This is a genomic window from Hasllibacter halocynthiae (assembly GCF_003003095.1).
GTDB lineage: Bacteria > Pseudomonadota > Alphaproteobacteria > Rhodobacterales > Rhodobacteraceae > Hasllibacter > Hasllibacter halocynthiae.
This window is the reverse complement of sequence record NZ_PVTT01000002.1, coordinates 1,172,076-1,189,188: the sequence shown is the minus strand read 5'-3', so window position 1 is coordinate 1,189,188 and position 17,113 is coordinate 1,172,076. Positions and strand designations below refer to the sequence as shown.

Genomic DNA, 17,113 nt, shown 5'->3' with positions numbered 1-17,113 from the left:
CGCCTCTTGCACATGATGCGTCGAAGGTTCCAAGCCGGGGAGGGCCACCACCACATGCGGGTAATGCACGTCGCCCTTGGGGGATGCCTCAAGGCGCCTCCTGTCTCCTATGGCCTGACGGAGGACACGGGCGGGCACATCGCCTACGTCCTCGCCGCCGCGAGGGCACAGGCCGCACGGGGCGCTGAGGTCGCCGTCGTGACGCGCCGGTTCGCGGATCACGGCCACGCCTACACGGCGCAGGACGAGCCCTTCGTCCCCGGCGCGCGCATCCTGCGCCTCGACGACGGCGATCCCCGGTATCTTGCCAAGGAGGCGCTCGAGCAGCGGCTTCCCATGCTCGCCGGCGCCTTCGAGGCGATGCTCGACCGGGAAGGCGCGCCCGACGTGATCCATGCCCATTTCGCCGACGCCGCCGCCGTCGTGCGGAAGGCGGCCGCTGCGCGCGGGATCCCCGTGATCTACACGGCGCACTCCCTCGGGATCGACAAGCGCGAGGCGATCGGCGAGGCCGGCCCCGTCCTCGAGCGCCGGATCGCGCAGGAGGACGCCGCCATGGCCTCCGCTGCCGCGATCGTCGCCTCCTCGCGGGACGAGTGTGAGCGGCAGCTCATGCTCTATCCCTCCGCGCGCGAGGGGATCATCCACCGCGTCGTCCCGGGAATCGCCCCGGTGGCCGATGCGGACCCCGGCCGCGCCGCCGCGCTGGTCGCCCCGTTCCTGCGCGATCCGTCGCGTCCTCCGGTGCTCGCCATAGCGCGGCCCGTCGCGAAGAAGAACCTGCCCGCCCTGGTGGAGATGTTCGCCACCGACGAGCGGCTGCGGAAGGGCGCGAACCTCGTGATCGTCGCGGGCCTGCGGGACGGGCTGGACACGGGCCCCGAGGAGCAGGTCGATGTCTATCGGGCCCTTCTCGCCGCCGTGGACCGGCACGACCTCTGGGGGCGCGTCGCGTTGCCGAAGCGGCACGAGCCGGCGGACGTGCCGGCGCTCTATGCCTGGGCAGCCGAACGCCGGGGCGTCTTCGCCAACCCCGCCCTGACCGAGCCTTTCGGCCTGACCCTCCTGGAGGCCGCGGCCGCGGGGCTGCCGGTGGTCGCCACCGATCGCGGCGGCCCCCGCGACATCATCGGGGCCCTCGGCCACGGCACCTGCCACGACCCCGAGGACGTCGCCGGCTTCGCCGCCCGGATCGCGGGTCTGCTCGATGATCCAGCGTCTTGGGACGCCGCGGCCGCAGCCGCCCGCCACAACCGGATCCGATGGTCCTGGGACCGTTACGCGGCCGATCACGCCGCGCTCTGCGAAGGGCTTCTCACGCCCCATGCGGTGCCCGCGCGTCCCCGGCACCTTTTGGTGTCGGACGTCGACGGCACGCTCACGGGTGATCGGGCAGCCGCCGCGCGCTTCGCCGGATGGCGGGCGGGGAACGGGGACTGGGGCTTCGCGGTGGCGACCGGCCGATCGCTGACGGAGTCGCGCGCCGTGCTGCGCCGCTGGGCGCTGCCCGAGCCGGACGCCTTCATCACCGCCGTCGGCTCGGAGATACATCTGCGCGCCGAGGATGGCAGGCTGATTCCGGACGAGGCCTTCGCGCGCCATCTCGACGACGGATGGGACCGCAGCAGCTTGCTCGCCGCGCTGGGAGGGGTGCCCGGGCTGACGCCCCAGGATCCGGTTGAGCAGCGCGCGCGCAAGCTGTCATGGTTCGGCGACGCGGCTGCCGCACGCGCGGCGCGGACGGCCCTGGACGATGCCGGCCTTCGCGCGCGCATCGTCCATTCGCACGGCAACCTGATCGACGTGCTGCCGCCGAACGGCGGCAAGGCCCGCGCGATGCGCTGGCTCGGCAGGCGCCTTGGCGTCCCCCAGAGGGCGATCCTCGCGGCAGGCGACAGCGGGAACGATGCCGACATGCTCTCGGCGGCGCACCGAGCGGTCATCGTGGGCAACGCCTCCGAGGAGCTCGCGCATCTCGCGCCGCGCAGGGGGCTGCACCGTGCCCAGGCGTATCATGCCGATGGCGTCCTCGAAGGCATCGACGCCCTCTCCCGCGGTCTTCCCGTCCCCTCAATCAGGGCCGGCACCGCCGCCAATACGCCGTCGGGGGCGACGGTCGTTCGGGACGACGGTGCGAGGATCGCCGCCAGATGAGACCGTTCGGCTATTTCGTGCACCATCAAGGGCGCGGCCATGCGACCCGCTGCGCCTCTTTGGTGAACGCGCTTCCCGCGGACCGATCTGTCTCGGTGTTCTGCGCCCGCGACGACATTTTCCCGCCGCTGCGAAAGGGCGTGACCGTCCGCCGCATCCCATCGCTCTTCGAGGAACCGAACGCAGTGCCCCGCGCGATGTCGACGCTCCGCTCGCCGCCGAACGTCCATTGCGCGCCCGTCGGCTGGCCCACGATCCGGCAGGCGATGGGGACGATCGCGCGCTTCTTCGCCGAGGAAGACCCGGCGCTGATGATCTCGGACGTGTCCTGCGAGGTCGCGCAGCTCGCGCGGGTTGCATCGGTCCCCTGCGTCCACGTCCTCCAGCACGGCGACCGCTCCGACCCCGGGCATATGCATGCCTATGAGGGGTGCGCCGGCCTCCTGGCGCCCTATGACGCCCGCCTTGAGCAGGAAGGCCGGCCGGCTTGGCTTCTCGACCTCGTCCACCATGCGCCGGGCCTCGGCGTGGCGTCGCGCGTCCGGGGCGACCGCGTCCGCGCCCGCCTCCGGCTGGGGCTGGCACCCGACGCCAACGTGGTCCTCGTGCTCTCCGGTGGCGGCGGCGCAGGGACCCCTCTCGCGCCGCTGACGATGGCGGCGCGCGCCATGCCGGACACCCTCTTCGTCACGATCGGCACGGTCGCGGGCGAATGGCACGAGACGGGCGCCGCCAACCTGCGCCACGACGGCTGGGTGGACGGCGCGGACGACCACCTCGATGCGGCCGACGCCGTGATCGCGTCGACCGGCAACACGACGTGTCACCAGATCCTCGCGCGGGGGCTGCCTTGGCTCGCCGTGCCGGAATGGCGCTACTTTGAGGAGCAGCTCTGGAAGGGTCGTTGCCTCGCCCGCGAAGGGGTCTGCGCGCTTCGCGAGACTTGGCCCGGCACGCCGCAGGGCTGGCGGGACGCGCTCGCCGAGGCCGCGCGCGCCGACGGCGCCCGCGCCCGGTCGATGGTCCGTGCAGATGCCGCGCCCCGCGCCGCCCGCTGGCTCGAGGACCTCGCCGCCCGCCTCTGGGACCGGTCCGAACCGGCCCTGCTCGCCGCCGAATAGGAAGACACAGGAGCCCCCGATGACGATCTCCGTCCTCACTCTTATCCGGGGCCGGAAGGCCCACCTCCTCAACGTGATGGAAGGCCTTGCCCGGCAGACCCGCCGCCCCGACGAGCTAGTGATCGGCGTGATGGAGCCGACGCCCCTCACCGGGCTTCCCGAGATGCCCTTCCCCGTCCGTCAGATCCGGGTCGCGGGCGACGAGCTGCCGCTCGCCCGGGCCCGCAACGCCGTCGCGCGCGCGGCGCGCTCGCACCGCCTGATCTTCCTCGACGTCGATTGCATCCCGGCGCCCGAGTTCGTGGAGGGATACGACCGCGCCCTCGACGTCTGGGACGGAATGCTGATGGGCGAGGTCATGTATCTGCCGAAGGGGGCGACCGACGGGGGCCTCGACTTCGACCGCTTCGCCGCCACCGCGGAGCGCCATTCCGATCGGCAGGGCCCGCCGCCCTTCGGCATCCGCCCTTGCGACGACTACCGCTGCTTCTGGTCGTTGAACTTCGCCATGCCCCGTGCCCTGTTCGAGCGCTCGGGCGGGTTCTGCGAGGAGTATGTCGGCTATGGCGGCGAAGATACGGACTACGGCCGGGTCCTTGATGGTCACGGGATCCGCATCGGCTGGCTGAGGGGCGGGCTCTGCTACCATCAGTACCACCCTCACCACATGCCCCCCGTCCACCACATCCGCGCCATCCTGCGGAACACCGCCGTCTTCCGTCGTCGCTGGGGCGAGTACACGATGGGCCATTGGCTCCATGCGTTCGAGATGATGGGCCTGATCTCTAAGAACGAGGGAGAGGGTTCGGGCTGGCGTATCCTGCGCGAGCCTTCGGAGGCCGACCTGGCGCTGACCCGGCAGCAGGAGCATATGCCCTACGCCAACAGCGCGCGCGTGATACGGGCCATCGAGCGCCGGCAGGAGGCACGGATCGCCGCCGAGTAGGTCAGTCTTCGCACGGGCGGCCCGGCGCTGCCGAGGCTCGCCGGTCCCAGCGGGAAGCGTTCCAAGAAAGGCTGCGTGCCACCACGCACCACGTGGCCGGGCGCGTTCGGTTCGGATGCGCGAATGTCGATACGCCGTTGCCACCCCCGCGCAGCCGCGCGATGGTGCGCGAAATAGTTTAACGTTGAACTAATGGCGGGCGGCACGATGGCGGACGGGACGAACGAGGCGGCGCAGGACGCAGCAGAGGGGCGCGCGGCGCGTGACGGCGCGATGCGGCAGGCTGCGCTCGACTATCACGAGCATCCCAAGCCCGGAAAGTTCGAGGTGCGCCCCACCAAGCCCATGGCGAACGGCCGGGACCTCAGCCGCGCCTACTCGCCTGGGGTGGCCGAGGCCTGCACCGAGATCGCCGCCGATCCGCGGAACGCCGCGCGCTACACGACGAAGGGCAACCTCGTAGCGGTCATCTCGAACGGCACGGCCGTGCTCGGCCTGGGGGACATCGGCGCGCTGGCCTCCAAGCCCGTGATGGAAGGCAAGGCCGTCCTCTTCAAGAAGTTCGCCGGGATCGATTCCATCGACGTCGAGGTTGACGAGAAGGACCCGGAGAAGCTGGCCGACATCGTCTGCGCCCTCGAGCCAACCTTCGGCGCGGTCAACCTCGAGGACATCAAGGCCCCCGACTGCTTCGTCGTCGAACGGATCTGCCGCGAGCGGATGAACATCCCCGTCTTCCACGACGATCAGCACGGCACCGCGATCGTGGTCGGCGCCGCGGCGGTGAACGCCCTGCGGCTGGCCGGCAAGGCCTTCGAGGACATCAAGATCGTCTCCGTGGGCGGCGGCGCGGCCGGCATCGCGTGCCTCAACCTCCTGATGGACCTTGGCGCGAGGCGCGAGAACATCTGGCTCGTGGACCGCGAGGGCCTCGTGACGGAGGCCCGGGCCAACGAGGCCGGCGCCGAGAAGGCAGCCTTCGCGCAACGCCACGGGCCGGCCGGGCTCGGCGACGTGATCGGCGGCGCGGACCTCTTCCTCGGGCTCGCCGGACCGGGCGTGATGACGGAAGGCGACGTGGCGAAGATGGCCGACAAGCCCGTCATCTTCGCCTTGGCCAACCCCACCCCCGAGATCGACCCCGAGGTCGTGCGACGCGCCAAGCCCGATGCCCTGATCGCGACGGGCCGCTCGGACTATCCCAACCAGGTCAACAACGTCCTCTGCTTCCCCTTCATCTTCCGCGGCGCCCTCGACGTCGGCGCGACGGAGATCAACGAGGCGATGAAGGTCGCCTGCGTCGAGGGGATCGCCGCGCTGGCGCGGCAGACCGCCAGCGCGGAGGTGGCCGGCGCCTACAAAGGCGAGACGCTGACGTTCGGGCCCGAGTACCTGATCCCCAAGCCCTTCGATCCGCGCCTGATGCCCACCGTTGCGACCGCCGTCGCCGAGGCGGCGATGACCTCGGGGGTCGCCGTCCGGCCCGTCGACCTGGAGGAGTACCGCGTCACGCTGACCCGCCGCGTCTTCCGGTCGAGCTTCGTGATGCGCCCCGTGTTCGAGGCCGCGTCCCAGGCCAAGCGCCGCATCGTCTTCGCCGAGGGCGAGGACGACCGCGTCCTCCGCGCCACGCAGGCCATCCTAGAGGACATGACGGACCAGCCCATCCTGATCGGCCGCCCCGACGTAGTCGAGAGCCGCTGCGAGCGCCTCGGCCTCGAGATCAGGCACGGGCGGGACTTCGAGCTGGTCAACCCCGAGAACGACCCGCGATACCGCGACTACTGGGGCGACTATCACCGGCTGATGGCCCGCGAGGGCGTGACCCCCGACCTCGCCCGCGCGATCATGCGCACGAACACCACCGCGATCGGTGCCGTCATGGTGCATCGGGACGAAGCCGACAGCCTCATCTGCGGCACGTTCGGGCAGTACCTCTGGCACCTCAACTACGTCTGCAACGTCCTCGCGGACGCGGATCACCGGCCGATCGGCGCCCTGTCCCTGATGATCCTCGAGGATGGACCCCTCTTCATCGCCGACACCCATGTCCATGCCGAGCCGACGCCGGAGCAGATCGCCGCAACCTGCCGGGCCGCCGCACGCCATGTCGGCCGCTTCGGCCTCGAGCCGAAGGTCGCGCTCTGCTCGCATTCCCAGTTCGGCAACCTCGACATCGACACCGGCAGGCGGATGCGCGGCGCGATCGGGCTGTTGGATGCGGAAGGCACGGATTTCGCCTACGAAGGCGAGATGCACGTCGACGCCGCGCTCGATCCGGAGGTGCGCGAGCGGATCATGCCGGACTCGCGCTTCGAAGGGGCGGCGAACGTCCTCGTCTTCGCGAACTCGGACGCGGCCTCGGGGGTCCGGAACATCCTGAAGATGCGCGCCGGCGGCCTGGAGGTCGGCCCGATCCTGATGGGCATGGGCAACCGGGCCCATATCGTGACCCCGTCGATCACGGCCCGCGGCCTTCTCAACATAGCCGCGCTCGCCGGTACCCCGGTCGCCCACTACGGCTGAGCGTCCCCGCCCCCGGCCGCCGCCGGGGGCGCGCCGGGGCGAGGAGGGGACGGCCCTGCGATGACCGAGCCGCACGACCGACGCCGCGCCCCGAGGCCGCGCCAGGCTGGGGGCGTCCTGCGGCGACGGTTGCCAGGGGCCGTCCTGCACCTCTCGGTCGCCGTCCTCCTCACGCTTCTCTCGCAGGTCGGCGGCCTCGCTTGGCTGATGGCGCTGCCGTTCCGGCGCCGATGGCTCGCCTTTCCCGCCGCCTATGCGGTCCTCTCCTTCGCCGCATGGGCGGCCGCGCCGCAGTTCGGCCGCGTCGCGCTGCCCTGCATGGGCGAGACGCTGCGCCCAGCCGCGCCGGCATACTGCGTCCTCAACCGCCGCTACGTCGCACCCGAGATGCGGCGCGCGGCCGAGGCCCTCGCGACCTCCCTCGCGATCCGCTTTCCCGGCACGGTGACCGAGACGCTGGACGGCGGCTTCCCCCTGCCCATGCCCATGCTTCCCCACCGCTCGCACGAGGACGGAAGGGAGCTGGACCTCGCCCTCTGGTGGCGGGACGAGGATGGCTACGCGCCGGGCCTCTCGCCCTCGCCCATCGGCTATCTAAGCCATGCGGGCGGCGCCGCGGGATGTCCGCCCGCCCTCACGGACCTGCGCTGGCTGCAGCGCCTCCTGCCGGAGCGCGAGCCGGACTTCGACCGGCTGGCCGCCGCGCTGCGCTTCCTGCAGGCCGACGGCCGCATCGGCCGCGTGCTGCTCGATCCGCGCCTCGCCGCGGCGGCTGGCGCGGCTGGGGGGAAGGTCGGCTCACCGGGCTGCCGTGCCGCCCGGCACGACGATCACCTCTCCCTCCGGCTTCCATAGGCCCGTCCGGCGGCGGGCGATGCTCGGCGGGGGCGTTCGGCCCCGGCCGGGCACCTGTCGTCAGCGACCCTTCCTCGGGGGGCGGCGCGCGCCCAGCGCGGCGGCCTTGGAGGGAACGTCCGAATAGGGACTCGTGCCAGCCTTCCTCGGCCGGCGGGGCTTGCGGATGCCCATCGCCATGTCACTCCGGGGGGCCCGCGCCGGAGGCGTCCGGCAGGGGCCGATTCGCCGCTCGACGGCGGCAATGACGCGATCTGACGCCACGCGGGGGCCGGGCGCAGACACGTTTTCGACGCGGATGTCCAAATGGCGACATCCAGGGCGCGATCGTCCTGCTCGTCGGCCATGTTCCGCCGCCGCCGCAGGCCGCTTGACCCCGCCCGCATGCCGGCCCCACCCTTCGAAGAGGGGAGGAGGACGCGAATGGGCTACCGTGAGACCTACGAGGCATGGCGCGCGGATCCGGAAGGCTTCTGGATGGAGGCCGCGCGCGGCCTCGACTGGGATCGCTTTCCGACCCGGGCCCTGACGGGCGAGGCTCCGGTACACCGCTGGTTCGCGGACGGAACCCTCAACACCTGCCACGAATGCGTCGACCGGCATGTCGCCGCCGGCAAGGGCGATCGTCCTGCCATCGTCCACGACAGCCCCGTGACCGGCACGAAGCGAACCCTCACCTATGGGGAACTGCGCGACGCGACCGCCCGGCTCGCGGGGGCGCTGCGGCGCCACGGCGTGCTCTCGGGCGACAGGGTCGTCATCTACATGCCGATGATCCCCGAGGCGGTGGTGGCGATGCTGGCCTGCGCGCGGATCGGGGCCGTGCATTCGGTCGTCTTCGGCGGCTTCGCGGCGAACGAGCTGGCCGTCCGCCTCGACGACTGCGCCCCGAAGGCCGTCATAGCCGCCTCCTGCGGGATCGAGCCGGGGCGCGTGGTCGAATACGGGCCCCTTCTGCAGGATGCCTTGGAACTGGCCGCCCATGCGCCGGAGTTCTGCGTCGTGCTGCAGCGCACCGAAGCCGAGAGCCGGCTGCAGCCCGGAAGGGACGTGGACTGGCACGACTTCCAGGACGGCGCCGAGCCCGCCGGATGCGTCTCGGTGCCCGGCGACCATCCGGCCTACATCCTCTACACCTCCGGGACGACGGGCCGACCCAAAGGCGTGGTGCGGACGGCGGGCGGCCATCTCGTCGCGCTGCGCTGGACCATGCAGAACGTCTACGGCGTCCGCCCGGGGGACGTCTTCTGGACCGCCTCGGACGTCGGCTGGGTCGTCGGGCACAGCTACATCGTCTACGGCCCGCTGGCGAACGGGAACACGACGGTGCTCTACGAGGGCAAGCCCGTCGGCACGCCGGACGCCGCCGCGTTCTGGCGGGTCATCGAGGAGCACCGGGTCGGCGTCCTCTTCACCGCGCCCACGGCGTTCCGCGCCATCAAGCGGGCCGACCCGGGGGGCGCGCTCGTCGATCGGCACGACCTCTCCTCGCTGCGCGCGCTGTTCCTCGCGGGCGAGCGGGCCGATCCCGACACGGTGGACTGGGCGAAGGCCAAGCTCGGCGTGCCCGTGATCGATCATTGGTGGCAGACCGAGACCGGATGGGCGATCGCCGCCAACCCCCTCGGGCTGGGCCTCGAGGACGTGCCGACGGGTTCGCCGGGGCGTGCGATGCCCGGCTACGAGGTCGCCGTGCTGGACGAGGGCGGCGCGCCCGTTCCGGCCGGCGCGCTGGGGTCCATCGCGGTCCGCCTGCCGCTGCCGCCCGGCACGCTCGCCGGCCTCTGGAACGGGGGGGAGCGCTTCGAGAAGACATACCTGTCCGCCTTTCCGGGCTTCTACGCCACGGGGGACGCCGGCACGACGGACGAGGACGGAAACCTCTTCGTCATGGCGCGCACCGACGACGTGATAAACGTGGCCGGCCACCGCCTGAGCACGGGCGCGATGGAGGAGGTGCTGGCCGGCCATCCGGACGTCGCCGAATGCGCGGTGATCGGCGTGGCGGACGAGCTGAAGGGCCAGCTTCCCCTCGGCCTGCTCTGCCTGAACGACGGCGCCGCGCGCCCTCCCGAGGACGTGGCCGCCGAATGCGTCGCCAGGATCCGGGCGGAGATCGGCCCCGTGGCGGCGTTCCGGACGGCGGTCGTGGTGGACCGCCTGCCGAAGACCCGTTCGGGCAAGATCCTGCGCGGCACGATGGCCGCCATCGCCGACGGTCGCGAATGGCGAATGCCGGCGACGATCGACGATCCCGCGATCCTGGACGAGATCGCCGTGGCCCTGCACGGTCGGCGGAGGCCGCGAACCGGGGATCGCCGCCCGGAAGGCGCGTCCTGACCCCGGCAGGCCCCGGCAGCTTCAGACGAACTGCTCGCGCAGCAGGCGCTCCTGCAGGCCGTGGCCCGGGTCGAACAGGATCCGATGGCGGATCTCGGGGGCCGACCGGACCTCGACCTCGCGCACGCGGACGGCGGCGCGGCTGTCGGCGTCGGCCATGACGGGCCGCTTGGCCCCTTCCAGCACCTCGAACCGCACCGCAGCGCCCTCCGGGATGAGGGCCCCGCGCCAGCGGCGGGGCCGGAATGGCGCGATCGCCGTCAGCGCGAGCACGTCCGAGCCGATGGGCAGGACCGGCCCATGGGCGGAATAGTTGTAGGCCGTGGAGCCGGCCGGCGTCGCCACGAGCGCGCCGTCGCAGACCAGCTCCTCCATGCGCACGCGCCCGTCCACGCTGACCCGCAGCTTCGCCGCCTGCGGCCCCGCCCGTAGCAGCGAGACCTCGTTGATCGCGAGGGCCTCGTGCGCGGCTCCGTCCTCGTCGACGGCATGCATGCGAAGGGGGTGGATCACCTCCTCCTCCGCGGCGGCGAGGCGCGCCGGCAGATCCCCTCCCGAGTAGTCGTTCATCAGGAAACCGACCGTTCCGCGGTTCATCCCGTAGGTCGGCGCGTCGAGCCCCTCGGTCGCGTGGAGCGTCTGGAGCATGAACCCGTCGCCGCCCAGGGCCACCACGACCTCGGCCTCGGCCGGCGGCACGTCGCCATACCGGGCGATCAGGCGCTCCCGCGCCTCCTGCGGGGCCGCGCCGCGCGCAGCCGTGAAAGCGATGCGCGTCAATCGTCCCTCCCCGTCCCGCGCCAGCCTGCCCCGCCGCCTGATAGGAACGCAAGCGCGCGCCGGTTCGCCACCCGCGCGCTTTGCGCCGGCGCCCGCAGGGTGTAGTCGGCGGCGACGCCCCCAGAGGGAGATGGGACCATGAACGCTCCGCACCGCCTGAACGGCTTCTTCACCGCGCCCCTTTCCGAGACCGATCCCGAGATCGCCGCGGCCATCGACCACGAGCTCGGTCGCCAGCAGCAGGAGATCGAGCTGATCGCCTCCGAGAACATCGTCTCGCGCGCGGTGCTCGAGGCGCAGGGCTCGGTGATGACGAACAAGTACGCCGAAGGCTACCCCGGCCGGCGCTACTACGGCGGCTGCCAGCATGTCGACGTCGCCGAGGAGCTGGCGATCGAGCGGGCCAAGCGCCTCTTCGGCGTGGGGTTCGCGAACGTGCAGCCCTCCTCCGGCAGCCAGGCGAACCAGGGGGTGTTCACCGCGCTCCTCCAACCGGGCGACACGATCCTGGGCATGAGCCTCGACGCCGGCGGCCACCTGACTCACGGGGCGCGTCCCAACCAGTCGGGCAAGTGGTTCGACGCGGTGCAATACGGGGTGCGGCAGGACGACCTGACGCCCGACTACGACCAGATGCGCGACCTGGCGAAGAAGCACCGGCCCAAGCTGGTCATCGCCGGCGGATCGGCGATCCCGCGCCATCTCGACTTCGCCCTGATGCGCGAGATCGCCGACGAGGTCGGGGCCTATCTGCTGGCGGACGTGGCGCATTTCGCGGGGCTCGTCGCGGCCGGTCTCTATCCCAGCCCCTTCCCGCACGCGCACGTGGCCACCACCACGACGCACAAGACGCTTCGCGGCCCGCGCGGCGGCATGATCCTGACCGACGACGAGGGGCTGGCGAAGAAGTTCAACTCCGCCATCTTCCCGGGCATCCAGGGCGGGCCCCTTATGCACGTCGTGGCCGCCAAGGCCGTCGCCTTCCGCGAGGCGCTCGACCCCTCGTTCCGCGCCTACCAGGCGCAGGTGATCGAGAACGCCCAAGCCATGGGCGAGGCCCTGACGGCGGCGGGCGTCGACCTCGTCACCGGGGGCACGGACTGCCACCTGCTCCTGGCGGACCTGCGCCCCAAGGGGGTAAAGGGGAACGCGGCCGAGACCTCGCTGGGCCGGGCGCACATCACCTGCAACAAGAACGGCATCCCCTTCGACGACGAGAAGCCGACCGTCACCTCCGGCGTGCGCCTCGGCAGCCCAGCGGGCACGACCCGCGGCTTCGGCACGCCGGAGTTCCGGCAGATCGGCGAGTGGATCGGCCGCGTCGTCGATGGCCTCGCCGCGAACGGCCCGGAGGGGAACGGCGCCATCGAGGCAGCCGTGCGCGCCGAAGTGGCCGAGATGACGGAGCGGTTCCCGATCTACCGATGATACTCGAACGGGCGGGCTTCGGCGACGGGCCGGCAAGGCCCCTCCTCGTCGCGCACGGCCTCTTCGGGTCGGGGCGCAACTGGTCGGTAATCGCCAGGCGCCTGTCGGACCGGGGCCGCGTGGTCACCGTGGACATGCGGAACCACGGGGCGAGCGGCCGGTCCGGTGACCATTCCTATCCCGCGATGGCCCGCGATCTCGCCGAGACGATCGAGGCCGAAGGCGGCGGGGCCTGGGACGTGATCGGCCATTCGATGGGCGGCAAGGCGGCGATGACGCTCGCGCTCGCCCGGCCCGACCTCGTCCACGCGCTGGTCGTGGCCGACATCGCGCCGATCGCCTACGACCACACGCAGCGGCACCTGATCGAGGCGATGCGCGCGCTCGATCCAGCGACCGTCTCCTCCCGCGGGGAAGCGGACGCGGCCCTCGCCAAGTCGGTGGACGATCCGGGCGTGCGGGCCTTCCTCCTCCAGTCGCTCGACGTCCGCGATGGGCGCTGGGCGCTGAACCTCGACGCGCTCGACGCCGCGATGGACGGGATCGTGGGCTGGCACGATCCTGGCGGCACGTTCGACGGCCCCGCCCTCTTCCTCGCCGGCGGGGAGAGCGACTACGTCCCGGCCGAGGCGCGAGGCGCGATCCGCGCGCTTTTCCCGCGGGCCCGGATCGCCCGCATCCCCGGCGCCGGCCACTGGCTGCACGCCGAGAAGCCGCGGGAGTTCGTAGCCGCCGTACGGGCCTTCCTCGACAGGGCGTGAGGGCGGCCTGGTCCGTGCCTAGTCCGTGCGCGCCATGTCCTTCTCGGCTGGGTCGCGGCCCAGCATCCGCGTCGCCACCCCGTCGCGCTTGAACGCATGCCAGAGCGCCCCCGCCACATGCAGCGCCGCGAGCGCCAGAAGAACGTATGCCGTGACGCCGTGCGCCCAGGCGATCGTCGGATTGCCGGAGAGCACGGCGACCAGCCCGGCGATCGGCATGAGGATCAGCACAACGTAGAACGCGTAATGCGTCCCCCGGCTGAGCCACTGCACCGGCCGCGGCTCGTCCGAGGGAGGAGGCGGCGCGCCGTAGCGCGCGCGCAGCCCGGCCCTGCCCAGCATCGCGGCGAGGATCGACAACCCGATCGTGCCATGCACCCAGACCGGGCCGGCCAGATTCAAGGGCTGCACGTCCCGCAGGAGGAACGCGGCCTCCATCTGGCCGCCGGTGAGGAACTGGAACACCACCAGGACCACGACGAGCCAGTGCAGCGCTCTCTGCGAGGAATGGTAGCGTCCGGGCACCCGGTCGGTGCGATGCTTGGTATCGTCGAGATCGGCGGCGGCGGTCATCGGGGCTCCTCCGGGGTGTATCGCCGGGGAAGCTAGCGCGCAGGCGCGCCGGGCAAGCCTCTGGCGGAGGAGGAGGCCCGGATGCGGCGGACCAGCCAAGCGGCGCCACCGCCCAGCGCGACGCCGGCATGGGTCAGGCCGGAGGCGACGCCGAAGATCACCACCGCGAGCTCGGCGAGGTATCCGACCGGCTCGAAGACGAAGAGGGCCCAGAAGAGCCAGCAGGCGGTGCCCGCCGCGGCGACGGCCAGGCAGGCGAGGAAGCCCCGCCGCCCCAGACCAAACGTGAGACAGAGCGAAAGGGCGGCCGGAAGGCCGATCAGGAGGGCGATCAGAAGATTCGGGGTCATGCTCCGATGCTGCCCGCGCAGCAGGCGCCTTGGCGATGGCGGAAAACCCGACCCCGCCCGGCCGCGCTGCCGCCCGAACGGCGTTCCGCAAGCATTCCAGAGGGCGCTGCCAAGTTGGACGGCCTGAGCTGCCGAAGCGTTCCGCCACCCGAAGGGACCAAGGTATCCGAACGCTTGGTGGCGGCCCCGCCGCCGCGCGGGGCCTCGCCTGCCGCCGCCGCCCGGATGGAACCGAAGGGCGGGTTCCGGTGCTGAACCGGACACAAAGCCCTGGACGCTCAACGGAGAGACCCAATGCCGAAATCCCTCGCCCTCATCCTCGCCCTTCTGGCGGTTCCCGTCCTGTCGGCCTGCGCGCCGCTGGTCGGCGCCGGCGCGGTCGTCGCCGCCGACGAGATCGCGGAATCCGAAGGCGACAACCTCTTCTAGGAGGTTTCGACCCCTCGCGCCGGGCGCCGCCCCACGGCGGCGCCCGCATGAAGATCCAGCCTCACAGCCGAGAAGACACCATTCATGCTCGAACTGATCCTCATCCTTCTGGTCGTCGCCGCGATCGCCGGGCTGCTCGGCCTCGGCCGGGTCGAAGGGGTCGCCCTGACGGGCGCCAAGATCCTGATCGGCATCGCGCTGGTCGTGTTCCTGCTCGTGCTCTTCGGCGTGATCGCCATCGCAGTCTGACCTGGAAGGAATCAAGCAATGACCACGATCCGTCTGACCGCCGCCCTGCTCGCGCTGCTGAGCGTCGCGGCATGCAACACCGCCGAAGGCTTCGTTCAGGACGCCGAGAACGTCGGCGACGAGATCGCCGCGGAGATCTGACCGGCCCGGCGCCGCGTCCCCCGGGATGCGGCGCCGCCTCTAGCCATCCATCTTCAGCGCCGAGATGAACGCCTCCTGCGGGATGTCGACCTTGCCGAACTGGCGCATCTTCTTCTTGCCGGCCTTCTGCTTGTCGAGAAGCTTCTTCTTCCGGCTCACGTCCCCGCCATAGCACTTGGCCGTCACGTCCTTTCGCAGGGCGGCCAGGGTTTCGCGCGCGATGACCTTGCCGCCGATCGCCGCCTGGATCGGTATCTTGAACATGTGGCGCGGGATCAGGTCCTTGAGCTTCTCGCACATCGCCCTGCCACGGCTCTCCGCACGGTCGCGGTGGACCATGATCGAGAGGGCGTCGACAGGCTCCTCGTTCACGAGGATCTGCATCTTCACGAGGTTGTCCTGCCGGTAGCCCGTCATCTGATAATCGAAGGAGGCATAGCCCTTCGTCACCGACTTGAGCCGGTCGTAGAAGTCGAACACGACCTCGTTCAGCGGCAGGTCGTAGACCACCATCGCGCGCGATCCGGCGTAGGTCAGGTCCTCCTGGATGCCGCGCCGATCTTGGCAGAGCTTGAGGACGTCGCCGAGATACTCGTCCGGGACGAGGATCGTCGCCTTGATGCGCGGCTCCTCGATATGGTCGACGAGGGTCGGGTCGGGCATGTCGGCGGGGTTGTGCAACTCGATCATGGACCCGTCGCGCATGTGCACGTGATAGATCACCGAAGGCGCCGTGGTGACGAGGTCGATGCCGTATTCCCGTTCGATCCGGTCGCGGATCACCTCGAGGTGGAGAAGGCCGAGGAACCCGCAGCGGAACCCGAAGCCGAGCGCGGCCGAAGTCTCCATCTCGTGCGAGAAGCTCGCGTCGTTCAGCGCGAGCTTGTCGATGGCGTCGCGCAGGTCCTCGAACTCGGCGTTGTCCACCGGGAAGAGGCCGCAGAACACGACCGGCTGCGAGGGCTTGAAGCCCGGCAGGGGCTCGGTCGCGCCGTGCTTCTCTGTGGTGATCGTGTCGCCCACGCGGGTGTCGCGGACCTGCTTGATCGAGGCCGTCAGGAACCCGATCTCGCCCGGTCCCAGCTCGCCGACGTCCTGCATGGTGGGGCGGAACACGCCGACCCTGTCCACGCCGTGCACCGCGCCGTTCGACATGAACCGCACGCGGGCGCCCTTCTTCAACGTGCCGTCGATCACGCGCACAAGGACGATCACGCCCAGATAGGCGTCGTACCACGAATCGACGAGCATCGCCTTGAGCGGCGCGTCCGGCGCGCCCTTCGGGGCGGGAAGCCGGGTGACGATGGCCTCCAGCACCTCGCGGATGCCCTCGCCCGTCTTGGCGCTGACGGGGATCGCGCCGCTCGCGTCGATGCCGATCACGTCCTCGACTTGCTCGGCCACCCGGTCGATGTCGGACGCCGGAAGGTCGATCTTGTTGAAGACGGGGACGATCTCGTGGTCGGCGTCGATGGCCTGATAGACGTTGGCCAGCGTCTGGGCCTCGACGCCTTGCGTCGAATCGACCACGAGGAGCGATCCCTCCACCGCCCGCATGGAGCGCGAGACCTCGTAGGCGAAATCCACATGGCCGGGCGTGTCGATCAGGTTCAGGACGTAGTCCTCGCCGTCGCGGGCGGTGTACTCGATCCGCACCGTGTTGGCCTTGATGGTGATCCCGCGCTCGCGCTCGATGTCCATCGCGTCGAGCAGCTGCTCCTTCATGTCCCGCTCCGAGACGGTGTTCGTCTCCTGGATCAGGCGGTCGGCGAGCGTGGACTTCCCGTGGTCGATATGGGCCACGATCGAGAAGTTCCGGATATGCGCGAGATCGGTCATGCGCGGCATATATGGGGGGTTCGAGGGAAGGGAAACGGGCCTGCGCGTCGCGGAGGGGGCGCGGCACGAACGCGACAGGCGCGGGCCGCGTGGACGGGCGGGCGCGCGCGGCGGATTGCGCGAGGATGCCCACCCGTGCAGGGTCGGGGACGGACAGGGACGTTCGGAGGGAAATCCATGCGCATCACGCTCGCCATCGGCGTCCTCGGGACGCTCGTGCTCGCAGGCTGCGGCGGCAGCCGGACCGACGTCTCGACGCGCGGCCCCTACGTCGCCAGCGCCACCGGCCCGATCAGCCGCGCCTGCCTGGTCGGGGGCCGGGACAGGGCCAACCCCGTGCTCTGCGGCTGCATCCAGGCCGTCGCGGACGTCCGCCTCTCGGGACGCGAGCAGCGCCGCGGCGCCCGTTTCTTCTCCGACCCCCACAGCGCGCAGGAGACGCGCCAGTCCGACCGCCCCCGGGACGAGGCGTTCTGGGACGAGTGGACCGGCTTCGCCGACGCCGCCGCCCGCACCTGCAGCTGAAGGGGCCAGCCCGGGGACCGGTCCGCCGCGAAGGCGGACCCGGGCGGCATCAGGGCCCTGGGCCGGCGCGTCCCGCTCGCCGAACCCGGCCTTGGA

16 protein-coding genes are annotated in these 17,113 nt (G+C 71.3%); 12 read left to right on the top strand and 4 right to left on the bottom strand.

Annotated features, from left to right (window positions below; genetic code table 11):
* The first annotated feature begins 63 nt into the window (after positions 1-63).
* From BCF33_RS12885 to BCF33_RS12860, 6 genes are all read left to right on the top strand, one after another.
* Positions 64-2,154: an HAD-IIB family hydrolase gene (locus BCF33_RS12885; protein ID WP_158259424.1), complete on the top strand. Its 2,091-nt coding sequence runs from the start codon at positions 64-66 to the stop codon at positions 2,152-2,154.
* Complete coding sequence (locus BCF33_RS12880) at positions 2,151-3,275, top strand: hypothetical protein (RefSeq protein WP_106161291.1); 1,125 nt, start codon at positions 2,151-2,153, stop codon at positions 3,273-3,275. Before BCF33_RS12885 ends, BCF33_RS12880 begins: the two co-directional genes overlap by 4 nt.
* A 19-nt stretch (positions 3,276-3,294) precedes the next feature.
* Positions 3,295-4,221, top strand: coding sequence for a galactosyltransferase-related protein (locus BCF33_RS12875; RefSeq protein ID WP_106161290.1), 927 nt, complete (start codon positions 3,295-3,297; stop codon positions 4,219-4,221).
* Between the two features lie 207 nt (positions 4,222-4,428).
* Positions 4,429-6,747 carry an NADP-dependent malic enzyme gene (locus tag BCF33_RS12870; protein ID WP_170073292.1) on the top strand — a complete coding sequence of 773 codons (2,319 nt, stop codon included), beginning with the start codon at positions 4,429-4,431 and terminating at the stop codon, positions 6,745-6,747.
* 60 nt (positions 6,748-6,807) lie between these two features.
* Positions 6,808-7,602, top strand: a complete 795-nt coding sequence (locus tag BCF33_RS12865) for a hypothetical protein (RefSeq protein ID WP_106161289.1) — start codon at positions 6,808-6,810, stop codon at positions 7,600-7,602.
* A gap of 423 nt (positions 7,603-8,025) precedes the next feature.
* Entirely contained in the window at positions 8,026-9,942 is a 1,917-nt protein-coding gene (locus tag BCF33_RS12860; RefSeq protein WP_106161288.1) for an AMP-binding protein, read from the top strand.
* A 21-nt stretch (positions 9,943-9,963) separates the two neighbouring features.
* Here BCF33_RS12860 and BCF33_RS12855 read toward each other — a convergent pair whose 3' ends face one another.
* Complete coding sequence (locus BCF33_RS12855; RefSeq protein WP_106161287.1) at positions 9,964-10,722, bottom strand: NAD kinase; 759 nt, start codon at positions 10,720-10,722, stop codon at positions 9,964-9,966.
* 138 nt (positions 10,723-10,860) lie between these two features.
* Here BCF33_RS12855 and glyA point away from each other — a divergent pair, with 138 nt between their 5' ends.
* Both glyA and BCF33_RS12845 read left to right on the top strand, forming a co-directional pair.
* The gene (gene glyA / locus BCF33_RS12850) at positions 10,861-12,150 is read left to right on the top strand and encodes a serine hydroxymethyltransferase (RefSeq protein WP_106161286.1); all 1,290 of its coding nucleotides are present in this window, start codon (positions 10,861-10,863) and stop codon (positions 12,148-12,150) included.
* The gene (locus tag BCF33_RS12845) at positions 12,147-12,911 is read left to right on the top strand and encodes an alpha/beta fold hydrolase (protein ID WP_106161285.1); all 765 of its coding nucleotides are present in this window, start codon (positions 12,147-12,149) and stop codon (positions 12,909-12,911) included. Before glyA ends, BCF33_RS12845 begins: the two co-directional genes overlap by 4 nt.
* An 18-nt stretch (positions 12,912-12,929) precedes the next feature.
* On the opposite strand, the gene BCF33_RS12840 is transcribed toward BCF33_RS12845, so the two are convergent.
* On the bottom strand, positions 12,930-13,484 hold the full coding sequence (locus BCF33_RS12840) for a cytochrome b (RefSeq protein ID WP_106161284.1): 555 nt from the start codon (positions 13,482-13,484) through the stop codon (positions 12,930-12,932).
* Positions 13,485-13,516: 32 nt separating this feature from the next.
* The gene (locus BCF33_RS12835) at positions 13,517-13,834 is read right to left on the bottom strand and encodes a hypothetical protein (RefSeq protein WP_106161283.1); all 318 of its coding nucleotides are present in this window, start codon (positions 13,832-13,834) and stop codon (positions 13,517-13,519) included.
* A gap of 294 nt (positions 13,835-14,128) precedes the next feature.
* On the opposite strand from BCF33_RS12835, the gene BCF33_RS14490 reads away from it, so the two are divergent.
* From BCF33_RS14490 to BCF33_RS12825, 3 genes are all read left to right on the top strand, one after another.
* The gene (locus BCF33_RS14490; RefSeq protein WP_281260019.1) at positions 14,129-14,263 is read left to right on the top strand and encodes a hypothetical protein; all 135 of its coding nucleotides are present in this window, start codon (positions 14,129-14,131) and stop codon (positions 14,261-14,263) included.
* Between the two features lie 84 nt (positions 14,264-14,347).
* Positions 14,348-14,512, top strand: coding sequence for a DUF1328 family protein (locus tag BCF33_RS12830; protein WP_106161282.1), 165 nt, complete (start codon positions 14,348-14,350; stop codon positions 14,510-14,512).
* Positions 14,513-14,530: 18 nt separating this feature from the next.
* A complete protein-coding gene (locus BCF33_RS12825; protein WP_106161281.1) occupies positions 14,531-14,653 on the top strand; it encodes an entericidin in 123 nt (40 codons plus the stop codon).
* Positions 14,654-14,692: 39 nt separating this feature from the next.
* On the opposite strand, the gene lepA is transcribed toward BCF33_RS12825, so the two are convergent.
* Positions 14,693-16,492, bottom strand: a complete 1,800-nt coding sequence (gene lepA / locus BCF33_RS12820; RefSeq protein ID WP_106161674.1) for a translation elongation factor 4 — start codon at positions 16,490-16,492, stop codon at positions 14,693-14,695.
* A 177-nt stretch (positions 16,493-16,669) separates the two neighbouring features.
* Here lepA and BCF33_RS12815 point away from each other — a divergent pair, with 177 nt between their 5' ends.
* Complete coding sequence (locus tag BCF33_RS12815; protein ID WP_106161280.1) at positions 16,670-17,017, top strand: hypothetical protein; 348 nt, start codon at positions 16,670-16,672, stop codon at positions 17,015-17,017.
* The last annotated feature ends 96 nt before the right edge of the window (positions 17,018-17,113 follow it).

Excerpts from the sequence above, each read along its gene's own strand:
- BCF33_RS12885 (WP_158259424.1), top strand. The coding sequence starts at position 64 with ATGCACGTCGCCCTTGGGGGATGCCTCAAGGCGCCTCCTGTCTCCTAT.
- BCF33_RS12880 (WP_106161291.1), top strand. The coding sequence starts at position 2,151 with ATGAGACCGTTCGGCTATTTCGTGCACCATCAAGGGCGCGGCCATGCG.
- BCF33_RS12875 (WP_106161290.1), top strand. The coding sequence starts at position 3,295 with ATGACGATCTCCGTCCTCACTCTTATCCGGGGCCGGAAGGCCCACCTC.
- BCF33_RS12870 (WP_170073292.1), top strand. The coding sequence starts at position 4,429 with ATGGCGGACGGGACGAACGAGGCGGCGCAGGACGCAGCAGAGGGGCGC.
- BCF33_RS12865 (WP_106161289.1), top strand. The coding sequence starts at position 6,808 with ATGACCGAGCCGCACGACCGACGCCGCGCCCCGAGGCCGCGCCAGGCT.
- BCF33_RS12860 (WP_106161288.1), top strand. The coding sequence starts at position 8,026 with ATGGGCTACCGTGAGACCTACGAGGCATGGCGCGCGGATCCGGAAGGC.
- glyA (WP_106161286.1), top strand. The coding sequence starts at position 10,861 with ATGAACGCTCCGCACCGCCTGAACGGCTTCTTCACCGCGCCCCTTTCC.
- BCF33_RS12845 (WP_106161285.1), top strand. The coding sequence starts at position 12,147 with ATGATACTCGAACGGGCGGGCTTCGGCGACGGGCCGGCAAGGCCCCTC.
- BCF33_RS12840 (WP_106161284.1), bottom strand. The coding sequence starts at position 13,484 with ATGACCGCCGCCGCCGATCTCGACGATACCAAGCATCGCACCGACCGG.
- BCF33_RS12835 (WP_106161283.1), bottom strand. The coding sequence starts at position 13,834 with ATGACCCCGAATCTTCTGATCGCCCTCCTGATCGGCCTTCCGGCCGCC.
- BCF33_RS14490 (WP_281260019.1), top strand. The coding sequence starts at position 14,129 with ATGCCGAAATCCCTCGCCCTCATCCTCGCCCTTCTGGCGGTTCCCGTC.
- BCF33_RS12830 (WP_106161282.1), top strand. The coding sequence starts at position 14,348 with ATGCTCGAACTGATCCTCATCCTTCTGGTCGTCGCCGCGATCGCCGGG.
- BCF33_RS12825 (WP_106161281.1), top strand. The coding sequence starts at position 14,531 with ATGACCACGATCCGTCTGACCGCCGCCCTGCTCGCGCTGCTGAGCGTC.
- lepA (WP_106161674.1), bottom strand. The coding sequence starts at position 16,492 with ATGACCGATCTCGCGCATATCCGGAACTTCTCGATCGTGGCCCATATC.
- BCF33_RS12815 (WP_106161280.1), top strand. The coding sequence starts at position 16,670 with ATGCGCATCACGCTCGCCATCGGCGTCCTCGGGACGCTCGTGCTCGCA.